Source organism: Pseudomonas sp. (genome assembly GCF_030150285.1).
In the GTDB taxonomy this organism is placed as follows: domain Bacteria; phylum Pseudomonadota; class Gammaproteobacteria; order Pseudomonadales; family Pseudomonadaceae; genus Aquipseudomonas.
The window spans coordinates 23284-37151 of sequence record NZ_JASLGE010000078.1; the positions used below are offsets into that span (position 1 = coordinate 23284).

Consider the following 13868-nt stretch of genomic DNA (forward strand, 5'->3'; position numbering starts at 1 on the left):
CCGCACTGTCTAAAAGCCGTTATCATAGTGCCTCATTGCCTGCCGACCATGAATACCATGAACGAGAACGACTATCTGATCGCCTGGGGCCTTTACGCCTTTGCTGCCGCGGGCTGCCTGCTCGTCTGGTTTCGCCTGACGCGCTTCATGTGGCGCTGGTTGCGCGAGCCACTGCGGGTGTTGATGGCGGTGCTGTTGTTCAGCCCGACCATCGTTGACCCGGTTCAGAATACGTTCGCGCCTGCCATTGCGATCACCGCGCTGGACCTGGCCTTTAAAGTGGACAACAACGCCTGGCGTGCGGTGTCTGAGTTATTGATGTACAGCATCCTGGCGCTGTGTGTGTATGGCGTGTTCGTGTTGATTCGCTGGCCTATTGAGCGTGCTCGCAAGGCCCGCCTGGCGCAGGCCGCTGCTAATCAGCAGGCGCAGGCCGACGACCCTGAAGACGACCAGCCATTTGGCTCGGCGGGTGATGAGCGCCTGGTTCGTGCGAGCGCGCCGCGCCCGGCAGCGCCGACGCGGGTTGAACCGCGGGTGTAATCCTTTTTTGTTGAGCTTGAATGCGAGAGTGCGAGCGTGTGTGAATTATTGGGCATGAGCGCCAACGTCCCAACCGATATTGTGTTCAGTTTTACCGGCCTGATGCAGCGTGGCGGGCGCACCGGCCCGCACCGTGATGGCTGGGGCATTGCCTTTTACGAAGGGCGCGGCCTGCGTCTGTTCCAGGACCCGGCCGCCAGTTGCGACTCTGAAGTCGCGTTGCTGGTGCAGCGTTACCCGATCAAAAGTGAAGTGGTCATCGGTCATATTCGCCAGGCCAATGTCGGCAAGGTGTGCCTGTCCAATACGCACCCTTTTGTGCGTGAGCTTTGGGGCCGTAACTGGTGTTTTGCGCACAACGGCCAATTGGCGGATTTCGCACCGAGCACCACGTTTTATCGGCCCGTGGGCGATACCGACAGCGAGGCCGCGTTCTGCGACCTGCTCAATCGCGTGCGTGAAGCCTTTCCCGAACCGGTCGACGTGGAGCGCATTCTGCCGGTGCTGGTGGAGGCCTGCGCCGAGTATCGCAGCAAGGGCGTGTTCAATTGCATGCTCAGCGACGGCGACTGGCTGTTTTGCTATTGCTCCACCAAGCTCGCTCAGATCACCCGTCGCGCGCCTTTTGGCCCGGCCCGCCTCAAAGATGTCGACGTGATCGTGGACTTTCAGTCTGAAACCACACCCAACGATGTTGTGACGGTTATTGCCACCGAGCCACTGACCGAAAATGAAACCTGGACGCGCTACGAGCCCGGCCAGTGGAGCCTGTGGCGGCGCGGCGAATGCGTGAGCCAAGGCACAACCGAATAAGGATGGGTGTGTATGTTGCTGAGCTACCTGCGGTTGGTGCTGTTCACGCTGGGCCTGTTGATCGGTGTGCAAGTGCCGGGGTTTATCAATGACTACGCCAACCGGGTCGAAGCTCATCTGATCGAAGCTCAAACCGGCCTGGCCGGGTTCCAGAACACCGCCAACCAGTTCTTCAAGGGTGATTTGCAGGCCTTGGTGGCGCATTACCAGGCCAGCGATGACCCGGTGTTCAACAGTGACGCCGGCAGCCTGGGCACTCTGCTCCAGCGCCAGCGCCTGCTGGATGACCAATTCCAGGCCATGCAAGGCCCGTGGTACCGGCGCGCCTTGCACGTGGCCTATGCGGCCGATCCGGCCATTCGCGACGAGACCTTCAACGCCTACACCTACCAAGTGTTGCTGTCACCTGGTGCGATCGGCTGGGCAATGGCGGGTGCCTTGCTGTTTTCCTTTATTATCGAAGGCTTCTTCCGGCTGGTGGACTGGGTTGTGCTGGGCGGTAAGCGCCAGCGCGAACGCCTTGCCCGGCGTGAGCGCAGCCGTTAGGTCGCGCTCCAGAGCGGCCGTTTTCAGCCCATAAAAAGACCACAGGAGCGCCGCCGTGAGCCGCCTGCTACTCAATTGCGACATAGGTGAGAGTTTTGGCCAGTGGACGCTGGGGCTGGATGCCGAGGTCATGCCGTTTATTGATTGCGCCAACATTGCCTGCGGCTTTCACGCCGGAGACCCGGGCACCATGCGCAAAACGGTCGCGTTGGCCGTGGCGCAGGGCGTACAGATCGGCGCGCACCCCGCGTACCAGGACCTGGCCGGCTTTGGCCGCCGCTCAATGGCCTACTCGGCCCAAGAACTGCAAGACGTGCTGCATTATCAAATCGGCGCACTGGAGGGTGTATGCCGCGCTCAGGGCACCCGCGTCAGCTACGTCAAACCCCACGGCGCGTTGTACAACGACATGATGGCCAACCCGGCGCAACTGCGGGCGGTGATTCAGGCCGTGGCGGCTTATGATCCGGGCTTGCCGTTGATGCTGATGGCCACCCGCAACAACGCCGCCGCCCAGGCGCTCGGCGATGAGTTCGGTGTCACCCTCTGGTTTGAAGCCTTCGCGGACCGCGCCTACGACAACGCCGGGCATCTGTTGTCGCGGCAATTGCCGGGGGCCGTGCATCACGATCCCGAGCGTATCGTGCAACAGGCGCTGGCGATTGCAGCGGGTGAACCGTTGGTGGCCAATGATGGCAGTGCCCTGCGCCTGCACGCCCACACCCTGTGTGTCCATGGCGACAACGCCAGCTCAGTCGCCGCCGTGCAGCGTATTCGTGAAGCCTTGAACGCGCAGCCCCGGTCATGAAACCGCGCCTGGAAGTGGTGGCCATCGACTGCTTGATGCTGCGTTTGTTCGAGGGCATTGCGGAGTCCAACATGCCCTGGATACTGGCCGCCAGTGAGCGGCTGCGGGCGTGCTTTGGTGCCGACCTGATTGATCTGGTGCCGTCCTACACGACGTTGATGGTGCATTACGACGGCTTGACGCTGACCCCGGCTGACGCGCGTGAGCGCATCGCCCAGGCGCTGCTCGACCTACAGCCAGAAACCCGCACCCGTGGGCACTGCCATGTGTTGCCGGTGTGGTACGACCCTAGTGTAGGGCCGGAACTGGCGCTGTTGGCCAGCCGCACCGGTTGGACGCACAGCGAGGTCATTCGCCGCCACAGTGAACACCCATACCAGGTGTTTGCGCTGGGCTTCGCGCCGGGGTTTGCCTTTATGGGGCTGGTCGACGAAGCCTTGGCGGCACCGCGGCTGAACACCCCGCGTAAACGGGTTGCCTGTGGCAGCGTGGGTATTGCCGAGCGCCAGACAGCCGCTTACCCGGCCCATTCCCCCGGTGGCTGGAACCTGATCGGGCGTACGCCCACGGTGTTGTTTGACCGCGACCGCGAGGGTTACAGCCTGATGCAGCCGGGCGACACCGTGCGGTTCGCGCCCATTTCCCATGCTGAGTTCATTCGCCTGGGCGGCGACGACACCCCGCAGGAGCCTCCGGTATGAGCCATTTACGGGTACTGGCCAGCAACCCGCTGTGCCAGTTGCAAGATGTCGGGCGCTTTGGCGTGCGCCACCTGGGCGTGACCCAGGGCGGTGCGGCGGACGGGGTGTCGATGGCGTGGGCCAATGCGCTGCTGGGTAATGTGCCCGGCGCGGCGGTGATCGAAATCACCCTGGGCGGCTTGGCCCTGGTTGCCCAGCGCGATTGCACGCTGGCGCTGGCCGGCGCGGACCTGGCCGCCACCCTCGATGGGCGGCCGATTAAACCGTGGCGCAGTTTTACCCTCAGCCAGGGCCAGGCCATGAGCTTCACCCAGCCGTTGAGCGGTGCCCGGGCTTACCTGGCCGCCCCCGGCGGCTTTATCGCCCCGCAGGTCTTGGGCAGTTGTGCCACGGTGGTGCGTGAACACCTCGGCGGGCCGGATGGCTTTGGCCGTGCGTTGAGCGCGGGGGATGAGTTGAGCTACGCGGGCACCGCGCCTTCATTGCGCGAACTGGCCCCTGCGCAGCAACCGGTGTTCAGCCCTGAGCCGTTTCTGGACGTGGTGGTGGGGGCGCAAATGGGCGCGTTCAGCGGGCAAAGTACCTTTGATGCCTTCAACGCCCCGTGGACCCTCGACAGCCGTGCCGACCGAATGGGCATACGCTTGTTGGGGCCTACCTTGGTGTATCAGGGCGCGCCGATGATTTCCGAAGGGATCCCGCTGGGGGCCATTCAAGTTCCACCGGATGGCCAGCCGATCATCTTGCTCAATGACCGTCAGACCATCGGTGGCTACCCTCGGCTGGGCGCGCTGACGCCATGGGCGCAAGCGCGGCTGGCGCAGTGTTTGCCGGGAGACCGCGTGTACCTGCGGCCCACCACACAAGAAGCGGCGCAGCGCCAGCACCTGAAGCTCATACAACAATGGGTAGGCGCGAGCGTGCTCGCGGTCTGTTGACCTCAGCCACTTGAATGCTATTTAGCTAAATAGCGCATCCCTTCTTCCAGCCCGTCCAGCGTCAACGGGTACATGTGGTCATCGATCAGGTCGCGCACGATGCCGGTCGATGCGGTGTAGTGCCACGTGTCCTTGGGGTACGGGTTGATCCAGATGAGCTTTTTGTACTTCTCCCGAAACCGCTGCATCCATTTGTAGCCCGGCTCTTCGTTCCAGTGTTCGACGCTGCCTCCCGCGTGGGTAATTTCATAGGGACCCATCGAGGCGTCGCCGATAAAGATCACTTTGTAATCGGCACCGTATTTGTTCAGCACGTCCTGGGTGGCAATCCGCTCGACCTGGCGGCGCTGGTTGTTTTTCCATACCGACTCATAAATGAAGTTATGGAAGTAGTAGTACTCCAGGTGTTTGAACTCGGTGCGGCACGCGGAAAACAGCTCTTCGCAGATTTTGATGTGTGAATCCATCGAGCCGCCAATGTCGAACAACAGCAGCAACTTGATGGTGTTGCGGCGTTCGGGGCGCATCTGGATGTTCAGCAAGCCGGCATCGCGAGCGGTGTGGTCAATGGTGCCGTCGATGTCCAGCTCGTCGGCGGCCCCCTGGCGGGCAAATTTGCGCAAACGCCGCAAGGCCACCTTGATAGTGCGCGTGCCCAATTCAACCTGGTCATCCAGGTTTTTGTACTCGCGCTGTTCCCACACTTTGGCCGCTTTGCCCTGGCGCGCGCCTGCATCACCCACACGAATGCCTTCGGGGTGATAACCGCCCGAGCCAAACGGGCTGGTGCCGCCGGTGCCGATCCATTTGTTGCCACCGGCGTGGCGTTCCTTTTGTTCTTCCAGGCGCTGCTTGAAGGCTTCGATCAATTTGTCGAGGCCGCCCAGCGACTGCAATTGTGCGCGGTCTTCGTCGCTCAGCGAGCGCTCGAACTCCTTGCGCAACCAGTCTTCGGGGATCAGGGCTTCAAGGTGTTCGTCGAGGTTTTGCAGGCCATTGAAGTACGCGCCGAACGCCCGGTCGAACTTGTCGTAATGGCACTCGTCCTTCACCAGAATCGTGCGCGCCAGAAAGTAAAACTCATCCATGTCGGCGAAGGTTACGCGGTGCTTGAGCGCGTTGATCAGGTCCAGCAGTTCGCGCACTGACACCGGCACCTTGGCCGCCCGCATTTCATTGAATAAATTCAGCAACATGCTTATCGCCTCGGGAAGAATCAGCGATTGGCGCGACGGCTCATAAACGCCAGGCGTTCAAGCAACTGTACGTCCTGCTCGTTTTTAACCAGCGCACCGGCCAGTGGCGGGATCGCTTTGGTCGGGTCGCGCTCACGCAATACCGCCTCACCGATGTGATCGGCCATCAGCAGTTTGAGCCAGTCCACGAGTTCGGACGTGGAGGGTTTCTTCTTCAGGCCGGGGACTTTGCGGATATCGAAAAACACGTCCAGCGCTTCACTGACCAGCTCTTTCTTGATGTTCGGGAAGTGCACGTCGACGATTTTTTGCAGCGTCGCGCGGTCCGGGAAGTTGATGTAATGGAAGAAGCAGCGCCGCAGGAACGCATCCGGCAGTTCTTTTTCGTTGTTGGAGGTAATGATGATGATCGGGCGGACCTTGGCCTTGATGGTTTCGTCGGTCTCGTAAACGTAGAACTCCATCTTGTCGAGCTCTTGCAGCAAGTCGTTGGGGAACTCGATGTCGGCCTTGTCGATTTCATCAATCAACAGGATCACCCGTTCTTGGGCTTCAAAGGCTTCCCACAACTTGCCTTTTTTCAGGTAATTGCGCACATCGTGCACTTTGTCGACGCCCAGTTGCGAATCGCGCAGGCGGCTGACGGCGTCGTACTCGTACAGGCCCTGGTGAGCCTTGGTGGTGGACTTGATGTGCCAGGTAATCAGCTTGCAGCCAAAGGATTCGGCCAGTTGCTCGGCCAGCATGGTTTTGCCGGTGCCGGGCTCGCCCTTGACCAAAAGCGGGCGCTCCAGGGTGATGGCCGCATTGACCGCCAGCTTCAGGTCATCGGTGGCCACATAGGCGCGGGTACCTTCAAACTTCATCTGCAAATCCTCAAAGCATGATGTCGGCCTGCGCGGGGCAGGGCGGTCGACTGAAAAAAGTATGTCTGACTATAACGCGGCACCTGCCAGAGGTGAACGCAGACGCGTTATTCAGTCTCTGACGGGGGCGTCACGCCATGACTGGACGCACGCCGGCCCGAAGCCTAACCTTGTGGCCTTCCCAAAAAGTGCATAAGGACCCCGCCATGAGCCGCATTTTTGCAGATAACGCCCAGTCCATCGGTAACACGCCACTGGTACAGATCAACCGTATCGCGCCCCGTGGCGTGACCATCCTGGCCAAGATCGAAGGGCGTAATCCGGGCTATTCGGTCAAGTGCCGCATTGGTGCCAATATGATCTGGGACGCCGAGAGCCGCGGCGTACTCAAACCGGGCATGACCATTATCGAACCGACCTCGGGCAACACCGGCATCGGCCTGGCCTTTGTGGCGGCGGCACGCGGTTACAAATTGATGCTGACCATGCCGTCGTCCATGAGCCTGGAGCGTCGCAAGGTGCTCAAGGCACTGGGCGCAGAACTGGTGCTCACCGAACCGGCCAAAGGCATGAAAGGTGCGATCGACAAAGCCGCTGAAATCCAGGCCAGCGACCCGGCCCTGTACTTTATGCCGCAACAGTTCGAGAACCCGGCCAACCCGGCGATTCATGAAAAAACCACCGGCCCGGAGATCTGGAACGACACCGACGGGCGAGTCGACGTACTGGTGGCCGGCGTGGGCACGGGCGGCACCATTACCGGGATTTCTCGCTATATCAAGCACACCCTGGGGCAGCCGCTTTTGTCCGTGGCGGTCGAGCCGCTTTCGTCGCCGGTGATTACCCAGGCGTTGGCGGGCGAGGAAAACAAGCCCTCGCCGCACAAGATTCAAGGCATTGGGGCCGGTTTTGTGCCGAAAAACCTTGATCTGTCGATTGTCGACAAGGTGGAGCTGGTCAGCGATGACGAATCGAAAGCCATGGCCCAGCGCCTGATGCACGAGGAAGGCATTCTGTGCGGCATTTCCTGCGGCGCAGCCATGGCTGTTGCCGTGCGCCTGGCAGAAAACCCGGAGATGCAAGGCAAAACCATTGTCGTGATCCTGCCGGACTCAGGCGAACGTTACCTGTCGAGCTTCCTGTTCAGCGATATGTTCAGCGAGCAGGAACTGGCGCAGTAAGCCGCAACACAGAGCACGATGGCTGATTGCTCGCGACCGTCCAATGCACGGGCGTTCGCGGGCTTATTTTCGCCTAAGCTCAGGGGGCTTCAAACAGGCCAGCACTGACCCCTGTCAACCGTTGACAGCCCGTGTGTGGGCATAATGGCCGCATTGTTACGCAGCCCTTAAAGCTGAATGTTGGAAGACGCGGGTTTTGTCCTGCGCCGGTAGTGTTTATCATGGCCGGCTGCCACGGCGGGCTATTGGTGCCGCACGGTATTTTCGAGGAGTTGTTGCATGACCTTATCCTTCGCCATCAAGGCCGGGCTGATACTGCTGTTTGTTGGCAGCATTCTTTACGTGCACTTGCGCGGCAAGGCGCGGTTGCCGGTGCTGCGCCAGTTCGTCAACCACTCCGCCTTTTTTGCGCCGTACAATGCATTGATGTACCTGTTCTCCGGCGTGCCGTCAAAACCTTACCTGGACCGCAGCAAATTCCCCGAGCTCGATGTGCTCAAGAACAACTGGCACGTGATTCGCGAAGAAGCCATGCACTTGTTCGATGAGGGCTACATCCGCGCGGCCGAAAAAAATAACGATGCCGGCTTTGGTTCATTCTTCAAAAAGGGCTGGAAGCGTTTTTACCTCAAGTGGTACGACAAACCGCTGCCATCGGCCGAACTGCTGTGCCCCAAAACCGTTGAACTGGTGAACAGCATTCCCAACGTCAAAGGCGCAATGTTTGCCCTGTTGCCGGGGGGGAGCCATCTGAACCCGCACCGCGATCCGTTTGCCGGCTCGCTGCGCTATCACCTCGGGCTCTCGACGCCGAACTCCGACGCCTGCCGCATTTTTGTGGATGGCGAGGAGTACGCCTGGCGCGATGGTGAAGACGTGATGTTCGACGAGACCTACGTGCATTGGGTCAAAAACGAAACGGACGTGACCCGCGTGATTTTGTTCTGTGACGTTGAGCGCCCGCTGACCAGCCGCCTGATGACCCGCATTAATCGCTGGGTCAGTGCGCAACTGGGCAAGGCCACCGCGCCCCAGAACCTGGACGACGAACGCGTCGGCGGTATCAATAAGGCCTACGCCTGGAGTAAAACCTTCAGCGACCGCTTCAGCGGTGTGGTCAAGCAATGGAAACGCCGCCACCCCAAACTGTACCGCGTGGCCCGTCCGGTCTTGGCTGCCGTTGTGCTGGTGCTGCTGTGGCGCTGGTTGTTCGGGTAGGTTTTTGCAGTTTGTATCGGGCGCTGGTTGTCGCCGGTGCCCGATAAGTTTAAACACTCACCTCCCTCTTCATTTCGACGGTAACACCGGTTTTGCCGTCGCCGGCTTGAGCACCAGCCACAAGGCGGCTGCAATCAATACACCGCCGTAAAGGTGGGCCATGGACAGCGGCTCATCCAGCAGTAACGCTCCCCACAGCACGCCAAAGGGCGGAATCATAAAGGTCACGGTCATGGATTTGACCGGGCCTATGCTGGTCAGTAAACGGAAGTAAAGAATGTAGGCAAACGCCGTACACACCAGCCCCAGACCCAATAGCGACAGCCATACACTGACGCCGCCCCAACTGGCGGGCGGTTGATGGGCCAGGCTCAGCCCGAACAACGGCAACAGAAACAAGGTGGCCCCCAGCATACTTCCCAGTGCTGACAGCCGGGGATCGAGGCCGCCTTGCTGATCCAGCCAGCGGCGTGCCAAAAAGCCCGCAAAACCATAACAGGTGGTGGCCAGCAGGCAGGCGAGCGCCCCCATGAGCAAATCCATGTCAAAGGCCACCGGCCCCGCACGGGTCAGGATGCCCACCCCAAACAGGCCCAGGCACACACCGGCCATTTTGCTCAGGCTCAGCTTTTCACTGAAAAACAGCCCACCAATCAGCACGCCCATCAGTGGCGTGGTGGCGTTGAAAATGGCCGAGTAGCCGGCCGGTAAGGTCTGGGCCGCCACCGCGTAAAACGTGGCCGGGATCCCAGAGTTGATAACCCCCAGCACCAACACCACCTTGAGCTTGCCGCCAAAGTTCCACTTCACGCGCATCAGCGCCAGCAGCACCAGCAAGCCGACGGCGGCTATGGACACGCGGAAAAAGGCAGTAGGAATAGAACCGAGTACTGGCGCGATAATCCGCATAAACAGAAAACTGGCGCCCCAAATGCCGGCCAGCGACAGCATGCGCACAATATCGACAAGTCTCACGAAGGTGTCCTTACAAGGTTTGAGCGAGGCAGTGTAGGGGATGCGCCACGCAAGGCAATGGCTGGCCCTCCCACAAAGTGATTCGTGCACCCGCCGCCAAATCTGCGACAATCCGCCCCCTGCACTTTTGAAGACTTTTGCGCACCTGATGACTGAAAAATCGCCTGCTATCGACCAATTGCTGAAAAATCTCGATCACGCCCTGATTGCTGACCGCCATAAGTTGCGTCGGCAGTTGCACGAGCTGCGCAAGAAGCCGGATGACGCCAAGCTGGCGGCCTGGGCCGAGCGGGTGCAGGCCTCATGCGCGCAAGTCACGGCACGAGCGGCCAGTGTGCCGTTGATTCGTTATGACGAGCACCTGCCTATTGCTGCCAAGCGCGATGAAATCAAGGCGGCGCTGCTTAAGCACCAAGTGCTGATTCTGGCGGGCGAAACCGGTTCGGGTAAAACCACGCAGTTACCGAAAATCTGCCTGGAAATCGGCCGCGGCCAACACGGACTGATCGGTCATACCCAGCCGCGCCGGATCGCTGCGCGCAGCGTGGCCAGCCGGGTGGCCGAAGAGCTGGGCACGCCCTTGGGCGCGCTGGTCGGGTATCAGGTGCGTTTTGAAGATCAAAGCGATGACAGCACGCTGATCAAACTGATGACAGACGGCATTCTGCTGGCCGAAACCCAGCATGATCGCTACCTCGAACGTTACGACACGATCATCGTCGACGAGGCCCACGAACGTAGCCTGAACATCGACTTTTTGCTGGGTTATTTGAAAATCCTGCTGCCGCGTCGCCCGGACCTGAAAGTCATTATTACCTCGGCCACCATCGACCTGGAGCGCTTCTCCAAGCACTTCAACGATGCGCCGATTGTGGAAGTCTCGGGGCGTACGTTCCCGGTGGAAACCTGGTACCGCCCGCTGACGTCCGAGCAGGACGAAGAGGGCAACAGCGTCGAAGAAGACGTGAGCGTCGATCAGGCAATTATTGCCACGCTGGATGAGATCGCCGCGTTTGAGCGCAGTGAGCGTAAAAGTCCCGGCGATGTGCTGGTGTTTTTGCCCGGCGAGCGGGAAATTCGCGACGCCGCCGATATGCTGCGCAAAGCCCAACTCAAGCACACTGAAATTTTGCCGTTGTATGCACGGCTGTCACCGGCCGAACAACAGCGGATTTTTCAGTCGCACCCGGGGCGTCGGGTGGTACTGGCCACCAACGTGGCCGAAACGTCGCTCACCGTGCCGGGCATTCGCTACGTGATCGACAGCGGCACCGCGCGTATCAGCCGCTACAGCTACCGGGCCAAGGTCCAGCGCCTGCCGATCGAGGCCATTTCCCAAGCCAGCGCCAATCAGCGTAAAGGCCGTTGCGGGCGGGTCGAACCCGGTATTTGCGTACGCTTGTACAGCGAAGAAGATTTCAATGGGCGACCGGAATTTACCGACCCTGAGATTCTTCGCACCAACCTGGCTGCGGTTATCTTGCAGATGCTGCACCTGCGTCTGGGCGAAATTACCGCATTTCCGTTTATCGAGCCGCCAGACGGCAAGGCCATTACAGACGGTTTCAACCTGCTGCAAGAGCTGTCGGCGGTTAACCGCGAAAACCAGTTGACCCCATTGGGCCGCCAATTGGCGCGCCTGCCGGTGGACCCGCGCATGGGCCGCATGCTGCTGGAGGCGGCCAAACTGGGCAGCTTGCAGGAAGTGTTGATCGTGGCCAGTGCGATGTCGGTGCAAGACCCGCGCGAAAGGCCGCCAGAGCGTCAGCAAGCGGCGGATCAGGCCCACGCGCAATGGAAAGATGTGGACTCGGATTTCGCCGGGTTAATCAACGTATGGCGCGGCTTTGAAGAGCAGCGCCAGGCGTTGACCGCCAGCCCGTTGCGCAACTGGTGCCGCAAGAATTTCCTTAACTACCTGCGACTGCGCGAGTGGCGCGACTCCCATCGGCAGTTGAGCCTGATCTGCCGCGACCTGCAGTTGACCGTCAATAAAGACCCGGCCGACTACCCCAAGCTGCACAAGGCGGTGTTGTCCGGTTTGCTCAGCCAGATTGGCCAGAAAACCGAGGATGGCGATTACCTGGGCGCACGTCAGCGCCGGTTCTGGATTCACCCTTCCTCTGGCCTGGGCAAGAAACGCCCGCAATGGCTGATGACCGCTGAGCTGGTGGAAACCACCAAACTGTATGCGCGGATGGTGGCCAAGATTGAGCCGGACTGGATCGAGCCGCTGGCGGGGCATCTGGTCAAAAAGAATTACTTCGAGCCGCACTGGGAGAAAAAGCGCGGTCAGGTGGTGGCTTACGAGCAAATCACCCTGTTCGGGCTGATTGTGGTGGGGCGTCGGGCCGTGCATTACGGGCCGATTGACCCGGTGCTGTCGCGAGAATTGTTTATCCGCGAAGGGCTGGTGCGTGGCGAGATTCAGTCGCGGGCCAAGTGCCTGACGGCCAATGCGCAACTGCTGGAGCAACTTGACGAACTGGAAGCCAAGGCGCGCCGCCGTGACATCCTGGCGGACGAAGAAACCCTGTACGCGTTCTACGATGCGCGCTTGCCCGCCGAGATCCATCAGACCGCGACGTTTGACAGCTGGTACCGCGTCCACAGCCAGAAAGACCCGCAACTGTTGATCATGCGTGAAGAGGACGTGCTGGCCCGCGAAGCCACCGAAATCACCGCCAAGCATTTCCCGGACACCTTGCAACTGGGGGATTTGACCCTTGAACTCAGCTACCACTTCGAGCCCAACCACCCGCGCGACGGCGTGACGGTCAAGGTGCCCGCGCCGTTGCTGCCGGTTTTACCGCCGGAGCGGCTGGAGTGGCTGGTGCCCGGCATGATCGAGGCCAAATGCATCGCCCTGGTGCGCAGTTTGCCCAAAGCGTTGCGCAAGAACTTCGTGCCAGTACCGGATTTTGTCAAAGCCTCGCTCGAGCGCATGACCTTCGCTGAGGGCTCCTTGCCCTTGGCGTTGGGCCGCGAGTTGCTGCGCATGACCGGAGCGCGGGTGAGCGATGAGGCGTGGGCGGACGCCGCACAGCAGGTCGAAAATCACCTGAAAATGAACCTGGAGGTGGTGGACGCCGAGGGCAAGTTCCTGGGTGAGGGCCGCGACCTGGCCGAGTTGACGGCCCGCTTTGCGCAAGCCAGCCAGGCGGCGTTGGCCGTGCCGCAAACGGCCAAGAGCCAGCAGCCGGTGGAGGCCAAAGTGTTTGCCCCGGTGGCCGAGAAAACTCAACAAAAAATCGCCGGGCTGTCGATGACGGTGTACCCGGCGCTGGTGGAAGAGGGCAACACGGTCAAGGAAGGGCGCTTCTCGACGCCTGCCGAAGCGGAGTATCAGCATCGCCGGGCGCTGCAGCGTTTGTTGATGCAACAACTGGCCGAGCCGGCCAAGTTTCTTCGCGGCAAGTTGCCGGGCATGACTGAACTGGGCTTGTTGTACCGCGAGCTGGGTCGGGTAGAGAGCCTGGTGGAAGATATTTTGTTGGCCAGCCTCGACAGTTGCATCCTCGAAGGCGAAGCCAGTTTGCCCCGTGACGGGGCCGGGCTGGCCTCGTTGGCGCAGCGCAAGCGCGGGGCCTGGACCGAACACGCCGAAAAACTGGCCAGGCTGACGCTGGACATTCTCAAGCTGTGGCACGGTTTGCAAAAGCGCTTCAAGGGCAAGATCGATCTGGCCCAGGCCGTGGCGCTGAATGACATCAAGCAGCAACTCAGCCACCTGGTGTACCCCGGCTTTGTTCGCGAAACCCCGGCCCAGTGGCTCAAGGAGGTGCCGCGGTACCTGAAGGCGATTGAGTTGCGACTGGAAAAACTGCCGAGTCAGGTGCAGAAGGACCGCGTCTGGAGTGGTGAACTGAGCGGGCTGTGGGCGCAGTACCAGGCCCGTGCCGCCAAACATGCCCAGGAAGGCAAGCGCGACCCGCAACTGGAGCTTTACCGGTGGTGGCTGGAGGAATACCGCGTGTCGTTGTTCGGTCAGCAGTTGGGCACCAAAGTACCGATTTCCGACAAGCGCCTGAGCAAGCAATGGACTGCGGTAGACGCTTAGCTGTTCTGTAGAGGCCGCCCGTC

The 13868-nt window shown here is 60.6% G+C and carries 12 protein-coding genes; 9 read left to right on the forward strand and 3 right to left on the reverse strand.

The features are described 5' to 3' along the window. Positions 1-48: 48 nt before the first annotated feature. Genes Q1W15_RS18065 through Q1W15_RS18090 form a run of 6 tightly spaced genes read left to right on the forward strand, consistent with a single transcriptional unit; the run spans position 49 to position 4349 of the window. Entirely contained in the window at positions 49-543 is a 495-nt protein-coding gene (locus tag Q1W15_RS18065) for an MFS transporter (protein WP_300730756.1), read from the forward strand. A 36-nt stretch (positions 544-579) separates the two neighbouring features. Further along, positions 580-1356, forward strand: a complete 777-nt coding sequence (locus tag Q1W15_RS18070) for a class II glutamine amidotransferase (RefSeq protein ID WP_300730757.1) — start codon at positions 580-582, stop codon at positions 1354-1356. Between the two features lie 12 nt (positions 1357-1368). Then, positions 1369-1902, forward strand: coding sequence for a DUF2937 family protein (locus Q1W15_RS18075; protein WP_300730758.1), 534 nt, complete (start codon positions 1369-1371; stop codon positions 1900-1902). Between the two features lie 55 nt (positions 1903-1957). After that, on the forward strand, positions 1958-2710 hold the full coding sequence (locus Q1W15_RS18080) for a 5-oxoprolinase subunit PxpA (protein ID WP_300730759.1): 753 nt from the start codon (positions 1958-1960) through the stop codon (positions 2708-2710). Further along, complete coding sequence (locus Q1W15_RS18085; protein ID WP_300730760.1) at positions 2707-3411, forward strand: allophanate hydrolase subunit 1; 705 nt, start codon at positions 2707-2709, stop codon at positions 3409-3411. Before Q1W15_RS18080 ends, Q1W15_RS18085 begins: the two co-directional genes overlap by 4 nt. Then, positions 3408-4349: a biotin-dependent carboxyltransferase family protein gene (locus tag Q1W15_RS18090; RefSeq protein WP_300730761.1), complete on the forward strand. Its 942-nt coding sequence runs from the start codon at positions 3408-3410 to the stop codon at positions 4347-4349. The genes Q1W15_RS18085 and Q1W15_RS18090 overlap by 4 nt, the downstream gene beginning before the upstream one ends. A 17-nt stretch (positions 4350-4366) precedes the next feature. Here the strand turns inward: Q1W15_RS18090 and Q1W15_RS18095 are convergent, their stop codons facing one another. Together Q1W15_RS18095 and Q1W15_RS18100 are read right to left on the reverse strand one after the other, a co-directional pair. Further along, positions 4367-5545: a VWA domain-containing protein gene (locus tag Q1W15_RS18095; RefSeq protein ID WP_300730762.1), complete on the reverse strand. Its 1179-nt coding sequence runs from the start codon at positions 5543-5545 to the stop codon at positions 4367-4369. Between the two features lie 20 nt (positions 5546-5565). Further along, positions 5566-6411, reverse strand: a complete 846-nt coding sequence (locus Q1W15_RS18100) for a MoxR family ATPase (RefSeq protein WP_300730763.1) — start codon at positions 6409-6411, stop codon at positions 5566-5568. Positions 6412-6617: 206 nt separating this feature from the next. Here Q1W15_RS18100 and cysK point away from each other — a divergent pair, with 206 nt between their 5' ends. Then, positions 6618-7592: a cysteine synthase A gene (cysK, locus tag Q1W15_RS18105; protein WP_300730764.1), complete on the forward strand. Its 975-nt coding sequence runs from the start codon at positions 6618-6620 to the stop codon at positions 7590-7592. Positions 7593-7871: 279 nt separating this feature from the next. Then, positions 7872-8810, forward strand: a complete 939-nt coding sequence (locus Q1W15_RS18110) for an aspartyl/asparaginyl beta-hydroxylase domain-containing protein (RefSeq protein ID WP_300730765.1) — start codon at positions 7872-7874, stop codon at positions 8808-8810. A gap of 69 nt (positions 8811-8879) precedes the next feature. Here the strand turns inward: Q1W15_RS18110 and Q1W15_RS18115 are convergent, their stop codons facing one another. Next, entirely contained in the window at positions 8880-9785 is a 906-nt protein-coding gene (locus tag Q1W15_RS18115; RefSeq protein WP_300730766.1) for a DMT family transporter, read from the reverse strand. 148 nt (positions 9786-9933) lie between these two features. Here Q1W15_RS18115 and hrpA point away from each other — a divergent pair, with 148 nt between their 5' ends. Then, complete coding sequence (gene hrpA, locus Q1W15_RS18120; RefSeq protein WP_300730767.1) at positions 9934-13845, forward strand: ATP-dependent RNA helicase HrpA; 3912 nt, start codon at positions 9934-9936, stop codon at positions 13843-13845. Positions 13846-13868 lie beyond the last annotated feature (23 nt).